The 24,653-nt window shown below is 78.4% G+C and carries 5 protein-coding genes; 4 read left to right on the top strand and 1 reads right to left on the bottom strand.

From position 1 onward, the window contains the following. Window positions 1-96: 96 nt before the first annotated feature. The gene (locus KSE_RS37310) at window positions 97-612 is read left to right on the top strand and encodes a MarR family winged helix-turn-helix transcriptional regulator (protein ID WP_014140589.1); all 516 of its coding nucleotides are present in this window, start codon (window positions 97-99) and stop codon (window positions 610-612) included. 91 nt (window positions 613-703) lie between these two features. Here KSE_RS37310 and KSE_RS37305 read toward each other — a convergent pair whose 3' ends face one another. Beyond that, window positions 704-1,114: a hypothetical protein gene (locus KSE_RS37305; protein ID WP_014140588.1), complete on the bottom strand. Its 411-nt coding sequence runs from the start codon at window positions 1,112-1,114 to the stop codon at window positions 704-706. 516 nt (window positions 1,115-1,630) lie between these two features. On the opposite strand from KSE_RS37305, the gene KSE_RS37300 reads away from it, so the two are divergent. The 3 genes from KSE_RS37300 to KSE_RS37290 all read left to right on the top strand — a co-directional run bounded on the left by KSE_RS37300 (window position 1,631) and on the right by KSE_RS37290 (window position 24,641). Further along, entirely contained in the window at window positions 1,631-1,849 is a 219-nt protein-coding gene (locus KSE_RS37300; protein WP_014140587.1) for an MbtH family protein, read from the top strand. A gap of 287 nt (window positions 1,850-2,136) precedes the next feature. Next, entirely contained in the window at window positions 2,137-17,124 is a 14,988-nt protein-coding gene (locus KSE_RS37295; RefSeq protein WP_014140586.1) for a non-ribosomal peptide synthetase, read from the top strand. Further along, window positions 17,121-24,641 carry a non-ribosomal peptide synthetase gene (locus KSE_RS37290; protein WP_014140585.1) on the top strand — a complete coding sequence of 2,507 codons (7,521 nt, stop codon included), beginning with the start codon at window positions 17,121-17,123 and terminating at the stop codon, window positions 24,639-24,641. Before KSE_RS37295 ends, KSE_RS37290 begins: the two co-directional genes overlap by 4 nt. Window positions 24,642-24,653 lie beyond the last annotated feature (12 nt).

The raw sequence follows: 24,653 nt of genomic DNA, 5'->3' as shown, positions 1-24,653 counted from the left end.
GCGCTGGCCCAGGCGGGTGCTCATAGAAGCTGAGCATACTCACTATGATTGTGCTCAGGAAGTCCGCGAGTCGGCGGAGGACGGGGAAGGCACGGCATGACAGAGGAATCGACGGCGCGGCAGCGGTTCGGCAGCAGCGACGTCCTGATCGACGAACTCTTCGACACCACGCACCGGTTGCGCGTCTTCGTGGACGGCCGACTGCGGGAGCACGGCGCCTCGGTGGCCCGCCTGCGGACGCTGCGGGTGCTCGCCCTGGCCGGGGAGCCGCTGCGGATGCGCGACCTCGCCGAGCACGTGGGCAACGCCGCCCGGACCACCACCACGATCGTCGACAGCCTGGAGCGGGACGGCCTGGTCGAACGCGTCCGGCACCCCACCGACCGGCGGGCGTTCCTGCTGGCCCTCACCCCGGAGGGCGTCCGGCGCCACCGGGAGGCCGAGGAACTCGACCGGGCCGCGCTCGCCGCCGCCACCGGCACGCTGAGCGACACCGAGCGCGGACAGCTGCGCGCACTGCTCGGCCGCGTCCGCACGGCGGTCGCGGACGCGGGCGGGGGCGCGGACGGGGCCACGGACGCGGACGCGAAGGAACCGCCCTCCGGCGAATGAGGCGCGAGTGAGGCGCGGACGGGCGCGCGCCGGAGGTCCGGACAGCGCGCCTCCGGCGCACCCGCGCGGCCGGAGCGGGCAGCGCGGGCGGTCAGCGCAGCAGGGCGCGCAGGGCGTGGCGGAAGAGCGGGCGGGCGCACCAGGCGGTGGGGCGGTCGAGGAGGGTGGGCAGGGGGGCGAGGCGGAGGTCCTCGCGCCAGCGGACGAGGGAGCCGTCGCGGTGGCGGCGGACCTCGACCTCGGCCCAGCCGGTGATCAGCGGGCCGCGTTTGACGAGCCGGCAGCTTCCGGGGGTGTCGCCGTGGGGCGGCTGCCAGTGGGCGAGGTCCATCACGTCGTCGAAGCCGAACCGGCCGAGGGCGGTGCGGGCGGTCACGGTGGCGCCGTCGGCGCGGACGGTGGTGAGCGGCATCGCGCGTCCGTGCCGGGGCCAGTCGGTGACGCGCCGCCAGGCGGCTTCGGGGGTGAGTGCGGTGGCCCGGACGATGCGGAACTCGGTCATCCGTTGATGGTAGGCCGGTGCGGGGTGGGGCGTACGGCAGGCGTACGGGAGCACGCCGGTGGCGAGGGGCGCTCGGGGAGTCGCGGCGGGGTGTCGGCGGGCGGACGGAACGGGCCGGGGCGAATCGGTACGAATTCCTACCGATCGGACAGTGATGCGTACTGGCGCGCGATTCGGCATATGACTGGGTCTCTTTCTGATTCGCTCATGTGAATGATTACACGGAGATCACGGAGGAATCGCCGCACGCGGCCGCGATGAACCCGACAACGTGATAGGAATAGTTATGTATTACGGGGGAAGTCGTGCGCCAGGCGGATGGCCGGCGCACGCGTCCGCCGCCCCGCGACCCTCGGGCGCGGGACGCGCGAACGGTCGAATCGGGGGAACGCGGGGAATATCGGGAGCATCGCCATGGTGCGTCCGGGGGGACGGGCGGGCCGCTCGGCGGCAATACCGAACGAGCAATCGATCGATCATTCGACAGTACGATCAATGAGATGTGGGGTGGGGACCATGAGCAATCCTTTCGACGACGAATCCGGGCGCTTCCTGGTGCTGGTGAACGCCGAGGCGCAGTACTCGCTGTGGCCCGCGCACCTGGACGTCCCGGGCGGCTGGGAGCGGGTGGGCGGCGAGGGGTCGCGGCAGGAGTGCCTGGACGTGATCGAACGCGTCTGGACCGACATGCGCCCGGCCGGCCTGGTTGCGGCCATGGAGTCCGGCACCGGCTGACCCGCCGCTCCCCTCCCCCGGATTGCCACCTGGTGGGATTTCCCACCGCGGGCCCGGTTTCTCCCGGCGCGGCCCGGACCGGCCCGGCACGGCTCGGCGCGGCCCTTGAGGACTAGGGGCGGCTCGTTAAGGCTGGGGGCCGTTTCCCGCGGCTCCCGGCGGCAATCCCTTCCATTCAGTGGGAATTCACTCCACGGACGCCCCCGGGCCGGCAGGCCGGCCCGCCCGCGCCCGTGGCGCTCCCCGTTCGTCGCTGGAAAACCCCCACGAACCGAGGTGTCGTCGGCATGCCCGAAAACCGTCCCGTCCTGTCCCCCGCTCCCGTCTCCACTCCCGCCCCCGCCCCCGCCCCCGTTCCCGAGCTGCTGGAGCTGACCGCGGCGCAGCAGGGCGTGCGGTACGGCCAGTTGCTCGACCCGGAGAGCCCGAAGTACAACATCGCCGAGTGCCTGGAGATCCGGGGCGGGCTCGACGAGGGGCTGTTCGCGACGGCGGTCGACCGGGTGCTGCACCTGTGCGACAGCCTCAACACGGTGCTGGTGGAGGAGGACGGCCGGGTCCGGCAGCGGGTGGTGCGGCCGGCGGCGGTGCGGCGGCGGCTGCGGCTGGTGGACGTGTCGGGGGCGGCGGACCCGGTGGCGGCGGCGGAGCGGTACATGGCGGCGAAGCTGGCCGAGGTGGACGACGTGGCGGCGCCCGCGCACCACCACGCGCTGCTGCGGCTGGGTCCGGAGCTGCACTACTGGTACGTGCGCTTCCACCACATCGCGATGGACGGGCTGAGCGGCGCGCTGGTCGCCCGGGCGACCGCCGAGCTGTACACCCGGCTGGTGGGCGGGGCCGACCCGGAGTCGGCGGTGGCGCCGGGCGGGCCGCTGGGCGCGCTGGTCGCGGACGAGGCGGCCTACCTGGCGTCGGAGCGGTTCGAGGCGGACCGGGCGTACTGGACGGGCCGGTTCGCCGGCCGGGCGGACGGCAGCGGGGCGGGGCTGCTGCGGCGGCGCACCGACCTGGCCGAGGGCGCGGCGGGCGCGGCCGGCCCGGAGCGGTCGGGGGTGGGGGCGCTGCACACCGGCGGGACGCTGGCGCTGCCGGTGTTCGACGGGCTGCGGCGGCTGGCGGCGGAGAGCCGCACCACCTGGAGCGCGGTCCTGGTGGCGGCGGTGGCGGCGTACGCGGCGCGGGTCTCCGGCCGGGCCGAGGTGTGCGTGGGGCTGGCCTCGCACGGCCGGCCGGGGGCGCTGCGCGACGCGGTCGGGATGACCGCGACGATCCTGCCGCTGCCGCTGGCGGTCGGGCCGGACGCGACGGTCGGGGGCCTGGTGCGGGCGGTGGCCGCCGAGATGCGCGGGGCGCTGCGGCACCGGCGCTTCCCGCGCGAGCGGCTGGCCCGGGAGCTGAACCTGGCGGACGGCGGGGCGCGGCTGACCGACGTGGTGGTCAACGTCATGGGCTACGACTACGCGCTGGACTTCGCCGGGAGCCCGGCGCTCTCCCGGGTGCTGTCGGTCGGCCCGGTGGACGACGTGTCGCTGTTCGTCTCGGAGCGCTCGGAGGGCGCCGGCCCGCTGCTCGGCCTGGACAGCAACCCGGCGCTGTACCACCCGGAGGAGGTCCGGCTGCACCAGCGGGCGCTGCTCGACTTCCTGGCCGCGTTCGCCGCCGCGTCCACCGGCGCGCCGGTGGACGGGCTGCCGCTGGTCGCCCCGGAGCGGGCCCGGGAGCTGCTGGCCGGCGGCCGGGGCGCGGCGCTGCCGGCGGGGACGGCGGACGGCACGGCGGCGGGCGGGCTGGCGGCGGCGTTCGCGGAGCGGGTGCGCCGGGACCCGGCGGCCCCGGCGGTGCTGGACGGCGGCGCGGTGCTCTCGTACGGGGAGCTGGCGGAGTCGGCGGGCGCGCTGGGCCGGGCGCTGGCCGGGTGGGGGCTGGGCGCGGAGGACGGGGTCGGCGTCCTGCTGGGGCGGTCGGCGGCGGTGGTGGCGGCGTCGCTGGGCGCGGTGGCGGCCGGGGCGGTGTACGTGCCGATGGACCCGGGGTGGCCGGCCGAGCGGCTGGACCGGGTGGCCGAGGTGGGCCGGGTGCGGGCGCTGGTGGTGGACGGGGCGGCGGCCGGGCTGCCGTGGGTGGCCGGGGCGGCCGGGCGGCTGCCGGTGCTGGTGCTGGACCGGGCGGGCGGCCTGCTGCGCGGCGGTCCCGAGCGGCCGGGCGCGCTGCCGGGGCCGGTGCGCGGCGACCGGCTGGCGTACACCGTCTTCACCTCGGGGTCGACCGGCCTGCCCAAGGGCGTCGGGGTCAGCCACGCGGACGTGCTGGCGCTGGCGGCGGACGCGGCCTGGGCGGACGGCGCGGTGGACGCGGTGCTGATGCACTCGGCGTACGTCTTCGACGCCTCGACGTTCGAGATCTGGGCGCCGCTGCTGAACGGCGGCCGGGTGGTGGTCGCGGAGCCCGGCGTGCCGGACGCGCGGACGCTGCGGGCGGCGGTGGCCCGGGACGGCGTGACGGCGCTGTTCCTCACCACGGCGCTGTGCAACGAGATCGCCCGCACCGACCCGGCGGCGTTCGCGGGCCTGCGGCTGGTCGCGGCGGGCGGCGAGGCGGCCGCGCCCGACCTGATGCGGCGGATCGCCGCGGCCGCGCCGGGCACCCGGGTGCTGCACGTGTACGGGCCGACCGAGACGACGACGTTCGCGACCCGGCACGAGGTGCGGCCGGACGCGGCCGGGGTGCCGCCGATCGGCCGCGCCCTGGACGGGATGCGGCTGTACGTGCTGGACGCGGCGCTGCGGCCGGTCCCGGCGGGCGTGCCGGGCGAGCTGTACGTGGGCGGCGCGGGCGTGGCCCGCGGCTACCTGGGGCGGCCCGGGCTGACCGCCGGGCGGTTCGTCGCGGACCCGTTCGAGGGCGGCGGCGCCCGGATGTACCGCACCGGCGACGTGGTGCGCTGGACGGCCGGCGGCGACGTCGAGTACGTGGGGCGGGCCGACGGACAGGTCAAGCTGCGCGGCTTCCGGATCGAGCCGGGCGAGGTGGAGAACGCGCTGCTGGCCCGCGCCGACGTGTGTGACGCGCGGGTGCTGGTCCGCGAGGACGTGCCCGGCAACCCCCGGCTGGTCGCCTACGTGGTGCCCGCGCCGGGTACCCGGCCGGACGGGCCCGGGCTGGCCCGCGCGCTCGGCCGGGTGCTGCCCGCGTACACGGTGCCCGGCGCGTTCGTGCTGCTGGACGCGCTGCCGCTGAACGCCAACGGCAAGGTCGACCGGGCCGCGCTGCCCGCCCCCGCGCTCCCGGCCGGCGCCCGGACCGCCCCGCGCACCGCGCGCGAGGAGGTGCTGGCGGGCCTGTTCGCCGAGGTGCTGGGGGTGGAGCGGGTCGGCGCCGACGACGACTTCTTCGCGCTCGGCGGGCACTCGCTGCTCGCCACCCGGCTGGCCGGCCGGATCCGCACCGCGCTGGGCGCCGAACTCGGCCTGCGCGAGGTCTTCGCCCACCCGACGCCGGCCGCCCTGACGGCGGCGCTGGACGGCGCCGCCGGCGCGGCCCGGCCCGCGCTGACCGCCGTCGACAGACCCGACCCGCTGCCGCTGTCGTACGCGCAGCAGCGCCTGTGGTTCCTCAACCGGGCGGCGGGCCCGGGCGACGACGTCTACAACGTCCCGCTGGTGCTGGCGCTGGACGGGCCGCTGGACGCGAGCGCGCTGCGCGGCGCGCTGGCCGACGTGCTGGCCCGCCACGAGAGCCTGCGCACGGTCCTCGCCGAGCACGACGGCATACCCCGGCAGGTGGTGCTGGAACCGGCGGCGGCGGCCGCGCTGGTCCCGCTGGAGGTCGTCACCGCCCCGGCGGGGGCGGCGGACGGGCCGGGCGCGGCGGGGCCGGACGGGTGGGCGGCCGGGGAGGTGGCGCGGCTGGCGGGGGCGCCGTTCGACCTGGCGGCGGACCTGCCGGTGCGGGCCCGGCTGCTGCGGGTCGGCGCGGAGCGGCACGTGCTGGTGCTGGTGCTGCACCACGTGGGGGCGGACGGCTGGTCGCTGGCGCCGCTCTGCCGGGACCTGGGCGCGGCGTACCGGGCCCGGGCGGCGGGTGGCGGCGGGGAGCCGGAGTGGCCGCCGTTGCGGGTGCAGTACGCGGACTACGCGCTGTGGCAGCGCGCGCTGCTCGGCGCGGAGGACGACCCCGCGGCGCCGGTCGCACGCCAACTCGCCTTCTGGCAGGAGGCGTTGGCCGGGCTGCCCGGTCCGGTCGGGCTGCCGTGGGACCGGCCGCGGCCGGCGCTGCCCGGGCACCGGGGCGGGTCGGTGCCGTTCGCGCTGGACGCCGGGACGTACGGGCGGCTGGTGCGGCTGGCCCGGGAGAGCGGCTGCACGCCGTTCATGGCGCTGCACGCGGCGCTCGCGGTGACGCTGCACGCGCACGGCGCGGGCACCGACGTGCCGGTCGGGACGGCGGTGGCCGGGCGGACCGACGAAGCGCTGGACGAGCTGGTGGGGTTCTTCGTCAACACGGTGGTGCTGCGCACCGACCTCTCCGGCGACCCCGGCTTCCGCGAACTGCTGCGCCGGGTCGCCGCGTTCGACCTGGCCGCGTTCGAGAACGCCGACCTGCCGTTCGAACGGCTGGTGGAGGCGCTCAACCCGGACCGGTCCGGCGGCCACCACCCGCTGTTCCAGACCATGCTGGTGCTGCAGAACCAGCGCCCGGCCGTGCTCGACCTGCCGGGCGTCGCGGTGCGCGACCTCTCGGGGCCGCCCGCGACCAGCAAGTTCGACCTGACCTTCTCGCTGGTCGAGGAGGCCGGGGACGGGGTCGGGGACGGGGACGGTGACGGCGATGGCGGAGGGGCCGGCGGGCCCCGGCTGGGCGGGCACCTGGAGTACGCCGCCGAACTGTTCGACCCGGCGACGGCGCGGGCGCTCGCGGACCGGTTCGCCCGCGTCCTCGCCCTGGTCGCCGACGACCCGGAGCTGACCGTCGGGGCGATCGACCCGCTGTCGGCCGGGGAGCGGACCGGGATGCTGGCCCTCGGCCGCGGCGCGGCGCGTCCGCTGCCGGACTCGGACGTGCCCGGCGCGGTCGCCGCCTGGGCCGCCCGCACCCCGGACGCCCCCGCCGTCCGCGACGCGGACACCCGCCTGACCTACGCCGAGCTGGACGCGCGGGCCGACGCGCTGGCGGGCGTGCTGCGCGGACGCGGGATCGGCGGCGGAGCACTGGTGGCGCTGGCCGCCGAGCCGTCGGCCCGGACGGTGGTGGCGATGCTGGCCGTACTGCGCGCGGGCGCGGCCTACCTGCCGGTCGACCCCGGCTACCCGGCGGCCCGGATCCGGCAGATGCTGGACGACGCGCGGCCCGCGCTGCTGCTCACCGGCGCGGGCGCGCCGGCCGAGGCGGCGACGGGGCCGGTGCCCCGGCTGTCCCTGGACGAACCGCTGCCCGCCCCGGCGGGCGGGACGGCCGGGCCGGCCGGGACGTTCCGGCCCGCCGACCCGGCGGCCGCGGCGTACGTGATCTACACCTCCGGCTCGACCGGCCGCCCCAAGGGCGTGGTCGTCCCGCACCTGGCGCTGGCCAACCACATGGCCTGGATGGCCCGCCACCTCGAACTGACCCCGGACGACCGGGTACTGGCCCGCACCTCCACCAGCTTCGACGCCTCGGTGTGGGAGCTGTGGCTGCCGCTGACCCAGGGCGCCGAGGTCTGCGTGACCCCGGCCGGGGCCAACCGGGAACCGCGCGAACTGCTCGACTGGATGCGCCGCTTCGACGTGACGGTGGCCCAGTTCGTGCCCTCGCACCTGGCCCTGGTCCTCGCCGAGAGCGGCCCGGACGCCGCGCGGGCGGACGACGGCGCGCAGGCCCTGCGGGCGGCCGCGCCGAACGGGCGGGGACAGGGACAGGGACAGGAACAGAGCGGAGACCACCCGACGGCCGACGGCACGCGGGCGGCCCGGACGGGCGCCGGGGCCGGAAGCGACCGGCCGGCCGGGCACGGCGACACCCGACCGGCCGACGGCACCACCGGGGCGACGGACGACCACCGGGACCCGGCCGGGCAGGCCGGAGACGGCACGCGGGCGGCCGGGACGGGCGCCGGGGGCGGCCTGGCGGTGCGGCACGGCGGCGCCCACTGCCCGGAGGGCTCCGCCGGGGCCGGTGCTGCCGGGCGGCCGTCGGCCGGGTTGCGGGCGGTGCTGTGCGGGGGTGAGGCGCTGCCGCGCGGGTTGGCGGTGGCGGTGGCCGGGCGGTGGGGGGTGGCGGTGCACAACCTGTACGGGCCGACGGAGGTGACGATCGACGCGACGGCGCACCGGACGGCCGGGGCGGCGGAGCCGGAGCGGCCGGGCGGGTCGGTGCCGATCGGCCGGCCGGTGGACGGGATGCGGGCGTACGTGCTGGACGGGGCGCTGCGGCCGGTGCCGGCGGGTGTGGTGGGCGAGTTGTACCTGTCGGGGCCGAACCTGGCGCGCGGCTACCTGGGGCGGCCGGGGCTGACGGCGGAGCGGTTCGTCGCGGATCCGTTCGAGGGCGGCGGGGCGCGGATGTACCGCTCCGGTGATCTGGTGCGGTGGTCGGCGGACGGGCTGCTGCAGCACGTCGCGCGCGCGGACGAGCAGGTGAAGCTGCGCGGGTTCCGGGTGGAGCCGGGTGAGGTGGCGGCGGCGCTGGGGGCGCTGGACGGGGTGTCGGCGGCGTGCGCGGTGGTGCGCGAGGACGTGCCGGGCGAGCCGCGGCTGGTGGGGTACGCGGTGGGGGCGGGGGTGTCGGGTCCGGCGTTGCGGGCGGCGTTGGCGGGGGTGCTGCCGGGGCACCTGGTGCCGTCGGCGGTGGTGGTGCTGGCGGCGCTGCCGCTGCTGCCGAACGGGAAGGTGGACCGGTCGGCGCTGCCCGCGCCGGCGGAGGAGTTCCGGGGTGGCGGTGGCGGGGAGCCGCTGGGGGTGCGGGAGGAGTTGGTCGCGGGGGTCTTCGCGGAGGTGCTGGAGCGGTCGGCGGTCGGGCCCCGGGAGGGGTTCTTCGAGCTGGGCGGGCACTCGCTGCTGGCGATGCGGGTGGTGGGCCGGCTGCGGGCGGTGCTGGGGGCGGAGCTGTCGGTGCGGACGCTGTTCGACCACCCGACGGCGGCGGCGCTGGCCCGGGTGCTGGATCCGGCGGCGGCGCGGCGTCCGGCGGTGGTGGCGGGGGCGCGGCGTCCGGATCCGGTGCCGTTGTCGTTCGCGCAGGGGCGGCTGTGGTTCCTGAACCGGATGGAGGGCCCGGGTTCGTCGTACAACCTGCCGCTGGTGCTGGAGTTGCGCGGCGCGCTGGACGCGGATGCCCTGCGCGGGGCGCTGCTGGACGTGGTGGAGCGGCACGAGTCGCTGCGCACGGTGTTCCCGGAGGCGGGGGGCGTGCCGTACCAGCTGGTGCTGTCGGCGGAGCGGGCGGCGCCGCGTCCGCCGGTGGAGGGGGTGGCGCCGGTCGACCTGGAGGGGGCGGTGCTGGCGGCGGTGGGCGAGCCGTTCGACGTGCTGGTGGATCCGCCGTTGCGGGCCCGGCTGCTGCGGGCGGCGCCGGAGCACCACGTGCTGGTGCTGGTGCTGCACCACATCGCGGCGGACGGCTGGTCGCTGGGGCCGCTGGTGCGGGATCTGGGCGCGGCGTACCGGGCCCGGTTGGCGGGTGCGGAGGCGCCGGCCGGGTCGGGGGTGCAGTACGCGGACTACGCGCTGTGGCAGCGCGGGCTGCTGGCCGAGGACGGGGTGCTGCTGCCGGAGCAGTTGGCGTTCTGGCGGGGCGCGCTGGCGGGTCTGCCGGGGCTGGTGGAGCTGCCGTGGGACCGGGCGCGGCCGGCGGTGGCGGATCCGCGCGGCGCGGTGGTGGAGTTCGAGCTGCCGGCCGGGCTGCCGGCGGCGCTGCTGGGGCTGGCCCGGTCGGCGGGCAGCACGCTGTTCATGGTGCTGCGGGCGGCGGTGGCGGTGCTGCTGTCCCGGCACGGGGCCGGGGAGGACGTGCCGCTGGGGGCGCCGGTGGCGGGGCGGACGGATCCGGGACTGGAGGAGCTGGTCGGGTTCTTCGTGAACACGCTGGTGCTCCGCACCGACTTGTCGGGTGATCCGACGTTCCGTGAACTGCTCGGCCGGGTACGGGAGTTCGACCTGGCGGCGTACGCGCACCAGGACGTGCCGTTCGAGCGGCTGGTGGAGGAGCTGAACCCGGTGCGGGCGCGCGACCACCACCCGCTGGTGCAGACCGTGGTGGTGCTGCAGAACCAGCGGGCGGCCCGGGCGGAGCTGCCGGGGCTGGCGGTGGAGCAGCGGCTGGTGCACAACGGGTTGAGCAAGTTCGACCTGACCTTCGCGTTCGCCGAGGAGGAGGGCGGCGGCCTGTCGGCGGGGCTGGAGTACGCGACGGCGCTGTTCGACCGGTCGACGGCGGAGGCGCTGGCGGCCCGGCTGGTGCGGCTGCTGGAGCTGGTGGCGGCGGAGCCGGACCGGCGGCTGTCGGGGTACGACCTGCTGACGGCCGAGGAGCACCGGCGGCTGGCGCGCTGGGGCACCGCCCGGGCGCTGCCGGGGGCGTCCGGGGAGGCCGGGGCGGGCGACGAGGGGTCGCTGGCCGCGCTGTTCGCCCGCCGGGTGCGCTCGGCGCCGGGCGCGGTGGCGGTGGCGGACGGCGGGGCGGTCCTGTCGTACGCCGAACTGGACGTGCTGTCGGCCGAGTTGGCGGCGGTGCTGGCCGGGCACGGGGTCGGTCCGGAGGACCGGGTGGGCGTGCTGCTGGGCCGGTCGGCGGCGGTGGTGACGGCCTCGCTGGGCGTGGTGCGGGCGGCGGCGGCGTACGTGCCGCTGGACGCGCGCTGGCCGGCCGAGCGGCTGGACCGGGTCGCGGCGGTGGCGGCGCCGCGGCTGCTGGTGGTGGACGAGGAGAGCGCGGCCGAGCCGTGGGTGGCGGGCCTGGGCCTGCCGCTGGTGGTGCTGGACCGGCTGGGCCGGGTGCTGCGCGGCGGGCCGGGTCGGCCGGGCCGTCCGGCGGCGGTGCCGGGGCCGGACGCGCTGGCGTACGTGATGTTCACCTCGGGTTCGACCGGCCTGCCCAAGGGCGTCGGGGTCAGCCACGCGGACGTGGCGGCGCTGGCGGCGGACGCGGCCTGGGCGGACGGCGCGGTGGACGCGGTGCTGATGCACTCGGCGTACGTCTTCGACGCCTCGACGTTCGAGATCTGGGCGCCGCTGCTGAACGGCGGCCGGGTGGTGGTGGCGCCGGGCGGGCTGCTGGAGGCCCGGGGGCTGGACCTGGCGGTGCAGGAGCGCGGCGTGACGGCGGTGTTCCTGACCACGGCGCTGTTCAACGTGGTCGCGGAGACCGATCCGGGCGTGTTCGCGGGCCTGCGGGTGGTGTGCGCGGGCGGCGAGCTGGCCTCGCCGGACGCGATGCGGCGGGTGGCGGCGACGGCGCCGGACACCCGGGTGCTGCACGTGTACGGGCCGACCGAGACGACGACGTTCGCGACCCGGCACGAGGTCCGGCCGGACGCGTCCGGGGTGCCGCCGATCGGCCGGCCGCTGGACGGGATGCGGCTGCACGTGCTGGACGGCGCGCTGAACCCGGTGGCGCCGGGCGTGGTGGGCGAGCTGTACCTGGCGGGCCGGGGCGTGGCGCGCGGCTACCTGGGGCGGCCGGGCGCGACGGCGGACCGCTTCGTGGCGGACCCGTTCGCGGCGGACGGCAGCCGGATGTACCGCACCGGCGACCTGGTGCGCTGGACGGCGGACGGCGAGGTGGCGTACGTCGCGCGGGCCGACGGGCAGGTGAAGCTGCGCGGCTACCGGGTCGAGCCGGGCGAGATCGAGGGCGTGCTGGCGGGCCTGCCGGAGGTCGCGGACGCGTTCGTGCTGGTCCGCGAGGACGTGCCGGGCGACCGGCGGCTGGTGGCGTACGTCGTCCCGGCGGCGGGGGCCCGGCCGGAGCCGGCCGCGCTGGCGGCGGCGGTGGGCCGGGTGCTGCCGGGCTACATGGTGCCGTCGGCGGTGGTGCCGCTGGCGGCGTTCCCGCTGAACCCGAACGGGAAGGTCGACCGGGCGGCGCTGCCCGCGCCGTCCGCCGGGCCGGCCCCGGCGGGGCGGGCGCCGCGGACGGCCCGCGAGGAGCTGGTCTGCGGCCTGTTCGCGGACCTGCTGGGCCGGCCGTCGGTCGGCGCGGACGAGGACTTCTTCGCGCTCGGCGGGCACTCGCTGCTGGCCACCCGGCTGGCGGCCCGGCTGCGCGCGGCGCTCGACGTGGACGCCGAGGTGCGCACCGTCTTCGAGCACCCGACGCCGGCCGCGCTGGCGGCGGCGCTGGACGGCGCCGGGGCGTCCCGGCCCGCGCTGGTGCGGGCGCAGCGGCGGCCGGCCGAGCTGCCGCTGTCGTACGCGCAGCAGCGGCTGTGGTTCCTGCACCGGTTCGCGGGGCCGAGCCCGACGTACAACGTGCCGCTGGTGCTGCGGCTGGACGGGCCGCTGGACGCGGCGGCGCTGGAGCGGGCGCTGCGCGACGTGGTGGAGCGGCACGAGTCGCTGCGCACGGTGTTCCCGGAGTCCGGGGGCGTGCCGCGCCAGCTGGTGCTGGACGCGGCGGGCGCGGACCTGGACCTGGCGCCGCGCGACGTCGACCCGCGGCGGCTGGACGAGGTGCTGGCGGCGGAGACGGCGTACGCCTTCGACGTGGCGGTGGAGCGCCCGGTGCGGGCCCGGCTGCTGCGGACCGGCGCGGACGCGCACGTGCTGGTGCTGCTGGTGCACCACATCGCGGGCGACGGCTGGTCGCTGGCGCCGCTGGCCCGGGAGCTGGGCGAGGCGTACCGGGCCCGGTCGGCGGGGCGGGCGCCGGGGTGGGCCGCGCTGCCGGTGCAGTACGCGGACTACACGCTGTGGCAGCGCGCGCTGCTCGGCGAGGAGGCCGACCCGGCGAGCCTGGCGGCGCGCCAGCTGGCCTTCTGGCGGGAGGCGTTGGAGGACCTGCCGGACGTCCTGGAGCTGCCGGCCGACCGGCCCAGGCCGGCCGCGGCCTCGCACCGGGGCGAGGCGTTCGACTTCCCCGTCGACGAGGACACCCACCGGGCGCTGGAGGCGCTGGCCCGGGCCCGCGGCTGCAGCCTGTTCATGGTGCTGCAGGCGGCGCTGGCGGTGCTGCTGTCCCGGCACGGCGGCGGCGAGGACATCGCGCTCGGCACACCGGTCGCGGGCCGCACCGACGAGGCGCTGGACGACCTGGTCGGCTTCTTCGTCAACACGCTGGTGCTGCGCACCGACCTGTCCGGCGACCCGACCTTCGAGCAGGTCCTGGACCGGGTCCGGGAGTTCGACCTGGCCGCGTACGCGCACCAGGACGTGCCGTTCGAGCGGCTGGTGGACGCGCTGGAGCCGGAGCGGACCGAGAGCCGCCACCCGCTGTTCCAGGCCATGCTGGTGCTGCAGAACACCGCGGACGCCGCGCTCGACCTGCCGGGCGTGTCGGTGGCCCGGCAGCCGGTGCGCACCGGCATCAGCAAGTTCGACCTGACCTTCTCTTTCGCCGAGCGCCGCGACGGCCGGGGCCGGCCGCGCGGCCTGGAGGGGACGCTGGAGTTCGCCACCGACCTGTTCGAGGCGGCGACCGCCCGGGCGCTGGCCGACCGGCTGGTGCGGCTGCTGGGCGCGCTGGCCGCCGACCCGGCCCGGCCGGTGCGGGCGGTGGAGGTGCTGGACGGCGCGGAGCGGGCCGCGCTGGCGGCCGCCGCGCGCGGGCCGGTGCGGGACCAGGACGCGGGTGCGGGTGCGGGTGCGGGTGCGGGGCTCTCGATGCCGGCCGCGTTCCGGGCCCAGCGGGACCGGACGCCGGACGCGGTCGCGGTCGCTGTTCCCGGCGGCTCGGGCGGCCTGACCTTCGCCGAGCTGGACGCCCGCTCCGACGCGGCGGCCCGGCTGCTGCGCGGGCGCGGCGTCGGCCGGGGCGACGTGGTCGCGCTGGCGCTGCCGGGCACGGTGGAGCAGGTGGTCGCGATGCTGGCGGTCGCCAAGGCGGGCGCGGCCTGGCTGCCGCTGGACCCGCGCTACCCGGCGGCCCGGCTGCGCTTCGCGGTCGAGGACGCCCGGCCGGTGCTGCTGGTGACGGCGGCGGCGTTCCGCGCCGAGCTGCCCGAACTGCCGCTGCCGGTGCTGGTGCTGGACGCCGCGGCGCTCCCCGTCTCGCCCGGTCCGCTGGAGTGGCCGGAGCCGGGGCCGCTGGACGCCGCGTACGTGATCCACACCTCGGGCTCCACCGGCCGTCCCAAGGGCGTGCTGGTGCCGCACGGCGCGCTGGTCAACCACATGGCGTGGATGGCCGGGCACCTGGAGCTGACCGGCGCGGACCGGGTGCTGGCCCGCACCTCGCCGAGCTTCGACGCCTCGGTCTGGGAGACCTGGCTGCCGCTGCTGCACGGCGGCGCGACCTGCCCGGTGCCGCCGGAGCTGGACCACGACCCGGCGGGCCTGCTCGCCCGGATCCGCGAACTCGGCGTGACGATCGCCCAGTTCGTGCCCTCGCTGCTGAACCTCGTGCTGGGCGAGACCGCCGCCGAGCGGGCGCCGGAGGCGCTGCGGGCGGTGCTGTGCGGCGGCGAGCCGCTGACCGCCGCGCTGGCCGGGCGGGCCGGCCGGGCCTGGGGCGTCGAGGTGCACAACCTGTACGGGCCGACCGAGGCCACCATCGACGCCACCGCGCACCGCCACCGCCCGGCGGCGGACGGGCCGGGCGGCGTGCCGCTGGGCACTCCGGTCGACCACACCTGGGCGTACGTGCTGGACGAGGACCTGCGCCCCGTCCCGCCGAACGTGGTCGGTGAGCTGTACCTGGCCGGGGCCGGCCTGGCCCGCGGCTACCTGGGCCGGCCGGGCCTGACCGCCGGGCGCTTCACCGCCTGCCCGTTCGGCCCGGACGGCGGGCGGATGTACCGCACCGGCGACCTGGTCCGGCTCGGCGCGGACGGCCTGCTGCGCTACGCGGGCCGGGCCGACGACCAGGTCAAGCTGCACGGCCTGCGGATCGAGCCCGGCGAGGTCGAGGCGGCGCTGACCGCGCTCGACGAGGTCGCCGCGGCCTGCGTGCTGGTGCGCGGCGGCCGGCTGGTCGGCTACCTGGTGCCGGGCCCCGGCCCGGCACCGCTGACCGACGCCGAGCTGCGGGCCCGGCTGGCGGCGGCGCTGCCGCCCTCGCTGGTGCCCTCGGCGTTCGTCCGGCTGGCGGCGCTGCCGCTGCTGCCCAACGGCAAGACCGACCGGCGCGCGCTGCCCGACCCGGTGCCGCCGGAGCGGGCGACGGCGGCGGCCTGGGAGGGCCGGGGGCTGACGGCGGCCGAGCGGGCGCTGTGCGAGGTGTTCGCGACGGTGCTGCGGGTGCCGGAGGTCCGGCCCGACGACGACTTCTTCGCGCTGGGCGGCGACAGCATCCTCTCCATCCAGCTGGTCAGCCGGGCCCGCGAGGCGGGCCTGCGGATCACCCCGCGCGAGGTGTTCCTGCACCGCACGCCCGAGGCGGTGGCGGCGGTCGCCGTCCCCACCGCCGAGGACGCCGCGGCCCCGGCCCCCGCCGAGGACGGCACCGGGACGATGCCGCCGACCCCGATCGCGGCCTGGTTCCTCGACCGCCCGGGCCCCACCGACGGCTACAACCAGTCCGCGGTGCTCCGCACCCCGGCGGGCGCCGACGAGCACCGCCTGACGGCCGCCCTGCAACTGCTGGTCGACCACCACGACATGCTGCGGATGCGGGTCGTCCACGCGACGGACGGCGCGCTGCCGGACGGCGGCACGGCGGCGGTCGTCGCGCCCCGGCGGGCGCCGGACGGCGAGGGCACGAGCCGCGGGACGGCGGCGGGCGCGCTGCCCGCAGGCACGTCGGACGGCACCGCCGGGGCGGCACTCCCCCGGCACGCCACCGCAGACGTCACCGGGCCGGAGGCCCTGTTCCCCGCCCCCGCCCGGCCGGTGCCGGACGGGTCGGCCTCGTCCCCCGTCCTGCTGGAGGTGTTGCCGCCCGGGGCGGTGCCGGTCGGGGCGCGGCTGGAGCGGGTGGACGTCGCGGGGCTGGACGAGGAGGGGGTGCGGGAGGTGCTGGCGGCGGCCGGTGAGCGGGCGCGGGGGCGCTTGCGGTCGGCGGCGGGGCGGGTGTTCGAGGCGGTGTGGTGCGACGCGGGGCCGGCGGCGCGCGGGCGGCTGCTGCTGGTGGTGCACCACCTGGCGGTGGACGCGGTGTCCTGGCGGATCCTGCTGGAGGATCTGGTGACGGCGTGGCGCGCGGTGTCCGAGGGGGGCGCGGTGGCGCTGCCGCCGGTCGGGACGCCGTACCGGTCCTGGGCTCGGCTGCTGGCCGGGCAGGGTGCGGACGGGGTGCGGGCCGGTGAGCTGCCGCTGTGGGTGGCGGCGACGGCGGCCCGGCCGGGCGGTCCGGTGCTGGATCCGTCCCGGGACACGGCGGGGCGGGCGGGGACGCTGACGACCCGTCCGGCGGCCGGGTGCGTGCGGGAGTTGCTGACCAGCGCGCCGCAGGCGTTCCACGCCGGGGTGGACGACGTGCTGCTGACGGCATTGGCGCTGGCGGTGCGGGCGCGGCGGTTCTCGGTGGCGGACGGTCCGGGCGGGGTGCTGGTGGGTCTGGAGAGCCACGGGCGCGAGCAGCTCGCCGAGGGCGTCGACCTGTCGCGGACGGTGGGCTGGTTCACCAGCCTGTACCCGGTGCTGCTGGATCCGGGGCCGCTGGATCCGCGGGATCCGGGCCGGTTCGACGCGAGCGTGGTGGACCGGGCGGTGAAGAACGTGAAGGAGCAGTTGCGCGCGGTGCCGGACCGGGGCGTCGGGTACGGGGTGCTGCGGCACCTGGACCCGGCGGGCCGGGAGCGGCTGGCGGGCGGGGCGGCGCCCCGGCTGGGCTTCAACTACCTGGGCCGCTACCCGGCGCCCGGCACCGGCCCGGCGGCGGACTGGGAGGTGCTGCCGGAGGGCGGCGCGCCGGCCGCCGCGGACCCGGGGATGCCGCTGCACCACGTGCTGGACGTCAACGCGCACACCGAGGACGGCCCGGACGGCCCGCGCCTGCTGGTGCGCTGGACGTGGGCCGCCGACCTGCTGGCCGAGGCGGACGTGGCCGCGCTCGCCGCGGCCTTCGACCGGGCGCTGCGCGCCGTCGCGGAGCACTCCGCGCAGCCCGACGCGGGCGGCTGGACGCCGTCCGACCTTCCCCTGGTCTCCCTGGACCAGGCCCAGCTCGACCGACTGAAGAACAAGTGGGGTGGACGCGCATGACCGGGTTCCAGTTGGAGGACGTCCTGCCGCTGACGCCGTTGCAGGCGGGCATGCTCTTCCACGCGCTGTACGACTCCGCGGGGGTGGACGTCTACACCTCGCAGTTCGTGCTGGCGCTGGAGGGCGCGGTGGACGAGGAGGCGCTGCGGGCGGCGCTGGCGGCGCTGCTGCGGCGGCACGCCAACCTGCGGGCGGGCTTCCTGCACGAGGACCTGGACCAGCCGGTGCAGGCGGTGGCGGCCGAGGTGCCGGTGCCGCTGACCGTGCTGGACCTGGCGTCGGGACCGGATCCGGCGGAGCGGCTGCGGGCGTTCCTGGCGGCGGACCGGGTGCGCCGCTTCGACCTGGCCGAGCCGCCGCTGCTGCGCTTCGCGCTGCTGCGCACCGGGCCGGACCGGCACCGGCTGGTGGTGACGGCGCACCACCTGCTGCTGGACGGCTGGTCGGTGCCGCTGCTGCTGCGCGAGCTGTTCGAGCTGTACGCGCGGCGGGGCGACGCGTCGGGCCTGCCCCGGGTGGCGCCGTACCGCTCGTACCTGGCCTGGCTGGCGGCGCAGGACCGGGAGGCGGCGCTGGGGGCGTGGCGGACGGCGCTGGCGGGGGTGGAGGGTCCGACGCTGCTGGCGGGCCGGGCGGCGGCGTCGGCGCACGCGGGCGAGCTGCCGCAGGCGGTGGTGCTGGAGCTGGACGGGGCGGTGGCGGACGGGCTGCGGGCGGCCGCCCGGGCGCACGGGCTGACCCTGAACACGCTGGTGCAGGGCGGCTGGGGGCTGCTGCTGGCCGGGCTGACCGGCCGCTCGGACGTGCTGTTCGGGACGACGGTGTCGGGCCGGCCGCCGGAGCTGCCGGGCGTGGAGTCGATGATCGGGCTGTTCATCAACACGGTGCCGGTGCGGGTGGAGGTCCGGCCGGGGGAGAGCGCGGCCGCGCTGCTGGGCCGGTTGCAGGACGGGCAGGGCGCGCTGCTGGGCAGTCAGCACCTGGGGCTGGGCGACGTCCGGGCGGTGACCGGGCTGGACGAGCTGTTCGACACGCTGGCGGTGTTCGAGAACTATCCGCTGGACGCGGAGGGGCTGCGGGCGGCCGGGCAGGGCCTGCCGGGCGGGCTGTCGGTGACCGGGATGGCGGGCGCGGACGCGGCGCACTACCCGCTGACGCTGACCGTGGCGCCGGGCCGGACGCTGCGGTTCACCTTCGCCTTCCGTCCGTCGGTGTTCGACCGGGCCGGGGTGGAGCGGATCGCGGCCCGGCTGGAGCGGGTGCTGACGGCGCTGGCCGGCGGCCTGGAGGTGCGGGCGGACGCGCTGCCGCTGCTGCTGGACGGCGAGCGCGCCGAGCTGCTGGCCCGGGGCGCGGGCGCGGAGCTGCCACCGGGGGCGGCGGGCGGTGACGTGGCGGCGGCGGTGGCCCGGATCGCGGCGGAGCGGCCGGACGCCCCGGCGGTGGCGGGCGTCGGCGAGCACCTGACGTACCGTCAGCTCGACGCGGTCGCCGACGGCTTGGCGGGTGCGCTGGCCGCCATGGGGGCGGCGCCGGAGGAGGGCGTGGGCCTGCTGCTGGGCCGGTCGGCGGCGCAGGTGTCCGTCCCGCTGGGGGTGCTGCGGGCGGGCGCGGCGTACGTGCCGCTGGATCCGCGCTGGCCGGCCGAGCGGCTGTCGGCGGTGGCCGCGGCGGCGGCGCCGCGGCTGCTGGTGGTGGACGCGGCGGGCGCCGCGCACCCGTGGGTGCGCGGGCTGGGCCCCGAGGTGCGGGTGCTGGTGGTGGACGGCGCGGGCCGGCCGCCGGCGGGCACCCCGGTGGGGCCGCTGCCGGGCCCGGCGGACCGGCGGCGGCTGGCGTACGTGATGTTCACCTCGGGGTCGACCGGCCGGCCCAAGGGGGTGGGCGTGACGCACGGCGACATCGCCGCGCTGGCGGCGGACCGGGCCTGGGACGGGGTGGCCGAGGCGGTGCTGCTGCACTCGGCGTACGTCTTCGACGCGGCGACCTTCGAGCTGTGGGTGCCGCTGCTGAACGGCGGCCGGGTGGTGGCCGCCCCGGAGGGGGTGCTGCAGCCGGCGGCGCTGCGGGCGGCGGTGGAGCGGGACGGGGTGCGGGCGGCGTTCTTGACCACGGCGCTGTTCAACGTGGTGGCGGAGACCGATCCGGGGGCGCTGGGCCTGCTGCGGCTGGTCGCGGCGGGCGGCGAGGCGGCGGCGCCGGGGGTCATGCAGCGGCTGGCGGCGGCGTACCCGGGCACCCGGGTGCTGAACGCGTACGGGCCGACCGAGGCGACCACCTTCGCGCTGCTGCACGCGGTGGGCGCGGCGGACGGGCCGGCCGGGGTGCCGCCGGTCGGCGGGCCGCTGGACGGGGTGCGGGCGTACGTGCTGGACGGGGCGCTGCGGCCGGTGCCGGCCGGCGCGGAGGGCGGGCTGTACCTGGCGGGTCCGGGGGTGGCGCGCGGCTACCTGGGGCAGCCGGGGCTGACGGCGGACCGCTTCGTGGCGGACCCGTTCGCGGCGGACGGCTCCCGGATGTACCGGACCGGCGACCTGGTGCGCTGGGGGCGGCGGGGCCTGGAGTACGCGGGCCGGGCCGACCAGCAGGTGAAGCTGCGCGGGCACCGGATCGAGCCGGGCGAGGTGGAGGCGGTGCTGCGCGCGCACCCGTCGGTGCGGGCGGCGTGCGTGCTGGTGCGCGAGGACCTGCCGGGCGACCGGGCGCTGGTGGCGTACGTCGTGCCGGCGGCGGGGCGGGTCGCGGAGCCGGCCGCGCTGCTGGCGGAGGCGGGGCGGCGGCTGCCCGCGTTCATGGTGCCCTCGGCGGTGCTGGTGCTGGCGGCGCTGCCGCTGACGGCCAACGGCAAGCTGGACCGGGCGGCGCTGCCCGCGCCGTCCGCCGGGGTTGCGGCCCCGGCGGGGCGGGCGCCGGCCGAGGGCCGGGAGGAGATCCTGGCGGGGCTGTTCGCCGAGGTGCTGGGGGTGGAGCGGGTCGGCGCGGACGACAGCTTCTTCGCGCTGGGCGGCAATTCGCTGCTGGCGACGCTGCTGGTGGGCCGGATCCGGTCGGCGCTGGAGGCGGAGGCGGAGATCCGCACCCTGTTCGAGCACCCGACCGTGGCGGCGCTGGCCGCCGCGCTGCGCGACGCGGGGCGCCCGGCCCGGCCGGCGCTGCGCCGGGGGGCGCGGCCGGAGCGGCTGCCGCTGTCGCACGCCCAGCGCCGGCTGTGGTTCCTGCACCGGCTGGACGGGCCGTCCGCGACGTACCACATCCCGTTCGCGGTGCGGCTGGACGGCGCCTTGGACGTGGACGCGCTGCGGCTGGCCTGCGCGGACGCGGTGGAGCGGCACGCGGCGCTGCGCACGCTGTTCCCGACCGTCGGGGACGGGCCGGTGCAGCGGATCGTGCCGCCCGGCGAGGCGCGGGTGCCGTTCGCGGTGGAGGACGTGGAGCCGGGCAAGTGCGCGGACCGGATCGCCGCGGCGGTGGCCGAGCCGATCGACGTGGAGCGCGAACTGCCGCTGCGGGTGGCCCTGTTGCGGCTGGCGGCGGACGCGCACGTGCTGGTCCTGGTGGTGCACCACATCGCGGCGGACGGCTCCTCGCTGGCGCCGCTGTTCCGCGACCTGGCCGCCGCCTACCGGGCTCGGCTGGCCGGGTCGGCGCCCGGCTGGGAGCCGCTGCCGGTGGACTACGCGGACTACACGCTGTGGCAGCGCGAGCTGCTGGGTGCGGAGGACGACGAGCAGGGCGCGCTGGCCAAGCAGTCGGCGTTCTGGCGGGAGGCGCTGGCCGGGCTGCCGGAGCGGGTCGCGCTGCCGGCCGACCGGCCGCGTCCGGCCGGCGGCGGCGGGCGGGCGGGCGCCACCCACCGCTTCGCGGTCGGCGCGGCCACCGCGCGGGCGCTGGCCGCCCTGGCCAGGTCGGCCCGGTGCAGCGAGTTCATGGTGCTGCAGGCGGCGCTGGCGCTGCTGCTGTCCCGGCACGGCGCCGGGGAGGACGTGCCGCTGGGCACGGCGGTGGCGGGGCGCACCGACGAGGCGACGGCCGACCTGGTCGGCTTCTTCGTGAACACGCTGGTGCTCCGCACCGACCTGTCGGGCGATCCGACCTTCGGTGAGCTGCTGGGCCGGGTCAAGGAGTTCGACCTGGCGGCGTACGCGCACCAGGACGTGCCGTTCGAGCGGCTGGTGGAGCTGCTGAACCCGACCCGGGCGGAGCACCACCCGCTGTTCCAGACCATGCTGGTGCTGCAGAACCACGCGCCGGCCGCCCCGGCCGAGCTGCCGGGCCTGCGGGTCGAGCCGGTGCCGGTCGACCTGGGCGCCGGCAAGTTCGACCTGTCGTTCACCTTCACCGCCGAGCCGGGCCCGGACGGCGGCCTGCTGGGCACCGTCGACTACGCGACGGCGCTGTTCGACGCGGACACGGTCGCGGCGCTGGCGGACCGGCTGGTGCGGCTGCTGGCGGCGGTCACCGCCGATCCGGGGCGGCCGCTGCACGCGTACGAGGTGCTCTCCCCCGCCGAGCGGGACCGGCTGGAGCTGTGGGGCTCCGGGCCCGCCGCCGGGCCGGCCGCCGCCTTCCCGGCGCTGTTCGCCGAACAAGCGCGGCGCACGCCGGACGCCCCGGCGGTCCGCGACCCGCGCGGGGTGCTGTCCTACCGCGAGCTGGACGCCCGTTCCGGGGCGCTGGCCCGACGGCTGGCGGCGCGCGGCGTCGGGCCGGAGGACCGGGTCGCGGTGGCGCTGCCGCGCGACGCCGGGCTGGTGGTGGCGCTGCTGGCGGTGCTGAAGGCGGGCGCGGCGTACCTGCCGCTGGACACCGACTACCCGGCGGCCCGGCTGGCGTACATGCTGGCGGACGCGGCGCCGCGGCTGCTGCTGGCCACGCCCGCGGCGCGCCGGGCGCTGCCGGAGTGCGCGGTGCCGCTGCTGGACCCGGAGGAGGCGGCCGAGGAGGCGGCCGAGGACGTCCCGGCGGCGCTGCCGGACGTCGATCCGGCGCATCCGGCGTACGTGATCTACACCTCGGGGTCGACCGGCCGGCCCAAGGGCGTGGTGGTGACCCACCGGGGCGTGGCGGCGCTGGCCGCGACGCAGCGGGCCCGGCTGCGGGTGACGGGTGACAGCCGGGTGCTGCAGCTGGCGTCGGTGAGTTTCGACGCGGCGTTCTGGGAGCTGTGCATGGCCCTGCTGTCGGGGGCCTGCCTGGAGCTGGACTCCCGGGAGGCGCTGCTGCCCGGTCCGGCGCTGGCCGAGCGGGTGCGGGCGCACGGGATCACCCACCTGACGCTGCCGCCGGCCGCGCTGGCGGTGCTGCCGGCCGACTCGCTGCCGGAGCGGACCACGCTGGTGCTGGCGGGCGAGAGCTGCCCGCCCGCGCTGGCCCGGAGCTGGGCGCGGGGGCGGTTCCTGGTCAACGCGTACGGTCCGACCGAGACCACGGTGTGCGCGACGATGAGCGGCTTCCAGAGCGCCGAGGGCCCGCTCGCGCCGGGGCGGACGGTGCCGATCGGCGCCCCGGTCGACGGCTCCCGGGTGCGGGTGCTGGACGCCCGGCTGGCGCCCGTCCCGCCGGGCGTGGTGGGCGAGTTGTACGTGTCGGGCGAGGGCCTGGCGCGCGGCTACCTGGGTCGGCCGGGGCTGACCGCCGGGCGGTTCGTCGCGGATCCGGCGGCGGCGGACGGCTCCCGGATGTACCGCACCGGCGACCTGGCCCGCTGGGGCCGGGGCGGGCGGCTGGAGTACGTCGGGCGGGTGGACGAGCAGGTGAAGCTGCGCGGGTTCCGGATCGAGCCGGGCGAGGTGGAGGCGGCGCTGACCGCGCTGCCGGGCGTGGCGGCGGCCTGCGTGCTGGTCCGGGAGGACCGTCCGGGCGACCGCCGGCTGGTGGCGTACACGGTGGGCGGCGGCGGTCCCGAGGAGTTGCGGGCCCGGCTGGCGCAGACCCTGCCGGACCACCTGGTGCCCGCCGCGTTCGTCGCCCTGGCGGCGCTGCCGGTGACGCCCAACGGCAAGGTCGACCGCCGGGCGCTGCCCGCCCCGGAGGGCCCGAAGGCGGCCGGGCGGGCGCCGCGCACCGCGCGGGAGCGGGAGCTGTGCGGGCTGTTCGCCGAGGTGCTGGGCGTGCCGGAGGTCGGGGTCACCGACGACTTCTTCGCGCTCGGCGGGCACTCGCTGCTGGCGGTGACGCTGGCCCAGCGGATCGAGGAGCGCTGCGGGCGGCGGCTGTCGCTGCGGGCGCTGTTCGCGGCGCCGACGGCGGCGGGCGTCGGGCGGCTGCTGGACGGGTCGGGGGACGCGCCGCTCGCGGGGGCGCCGCTCACGGGGGCGGCCTCCGGTGCGACCGGGCCGGCCGAGGTGACCGACTGGGCGGCCGAGGTGCGGCTGGCGCCGGAGGTCGCGCCGAACGCGGCGGCGGCCATCGCGGCGGCCCGGCGGGGGACGGCCCGGCCCGCCCCGGTGCCGCTGCTGACCGGGGCGTCCGGGTTCCTCGGCGCGTTCCTGCTGCGCGACCTGCTGGAGCGCACCGGCGGGCCGGTCGACTGCCTGGTGCGGGCGTCCGACGGCTGGGACGGGGCCCGGCGGCTGGAGGGGAACCTGCGCCGGTACGGCCTGTGGCGCGAGCGCTACCGGCCGCTGGTGCGGGCCGTGCCGGGCGACCTGGCGGCGGACGGCCTGGGCCTGGAGCCGGGCGTCCGGGCGGCGCTGGCGCGCCGGCTGGGGCCGGTGCTGCACAACGGCGCCCGGGTGAACTTCGCGGCCGGGTACCGGGAGTTGCGGGCGGCGAACGTCGGCGGCACCGGGGAGCTGCTGCGGCTGCTGGCGGACTCCGGCTCGCCGGGCCTGCACTACGTGTCGACCACCGGCGTCCACCCGCCGTCCGGCGGCCCGGAGCCGGTCACCGAGGCGACCGGCCTCGGGTCCGCCGAGGAGCTGCCGGACGGGTACGCGCGCAGCAAGTGGGTCGCCGAGGGCCTGGTCGGGCTGGCCCGGGAGCGCGGCCTGCCGGTGGCGGTGCACCGGCCGGGCCGGATCAGCGGCGACACGGCGAGCGGCGCCTGCCAGGACCGCGACCTGCTCTGGCAGCTGATCAAGGGCTGCCTGCAGGCGGGCGCGGTGCCCGACCTGCCGGCCGGCTCGACCGGCTGGGTGCCGGTGGACTACGTCAGCGCGGCGGTCACCGCCCTGGTCGGCGCCGGACGGCTCGGCACCTTCCACCTCACCCACCCCGAACCGCCCGCCCTGGAACGGGTGTTCGCCGCCGCCGAGACCCTCGGCTACCGGCTGCGGACGCTGCCCGCCGAGCAGTGGCGGGCCGCCGTCGCGGCCCGGCCCGACAACGCGGCGCAGCTGTTCCTCGGCGAGGACGGCTCCCCGTCCGGGACGGCCCCGGTGGGCCGCCGCTTCGACTCCCGGCACACGGCGGAGCTGGTGGCGGGGCTGGGCGTGCAGCTGCCGGAGCTGACCGACGAGGTGGTGCTGCGCTACCTGGCCTACTTCCGGGAGACCGGCTTCCTGCCGGCCCCGTAGGCCCCGCGGCCG

The organism is Kitasatospora setae KM-6054, assembly GCF_000269985.1.
Classification (GTDB): domain Bacteria; phylum Actinomycetota; class Actinomycetes; order Streptomycetales; family Streptomycetaceae; genus Kitasatospora; species Kitasatospora setae.
Note: the sequence above shows the minus strand (reverse complement) of the source record. Positions and strands in the feature narration are given on the sequence as shown.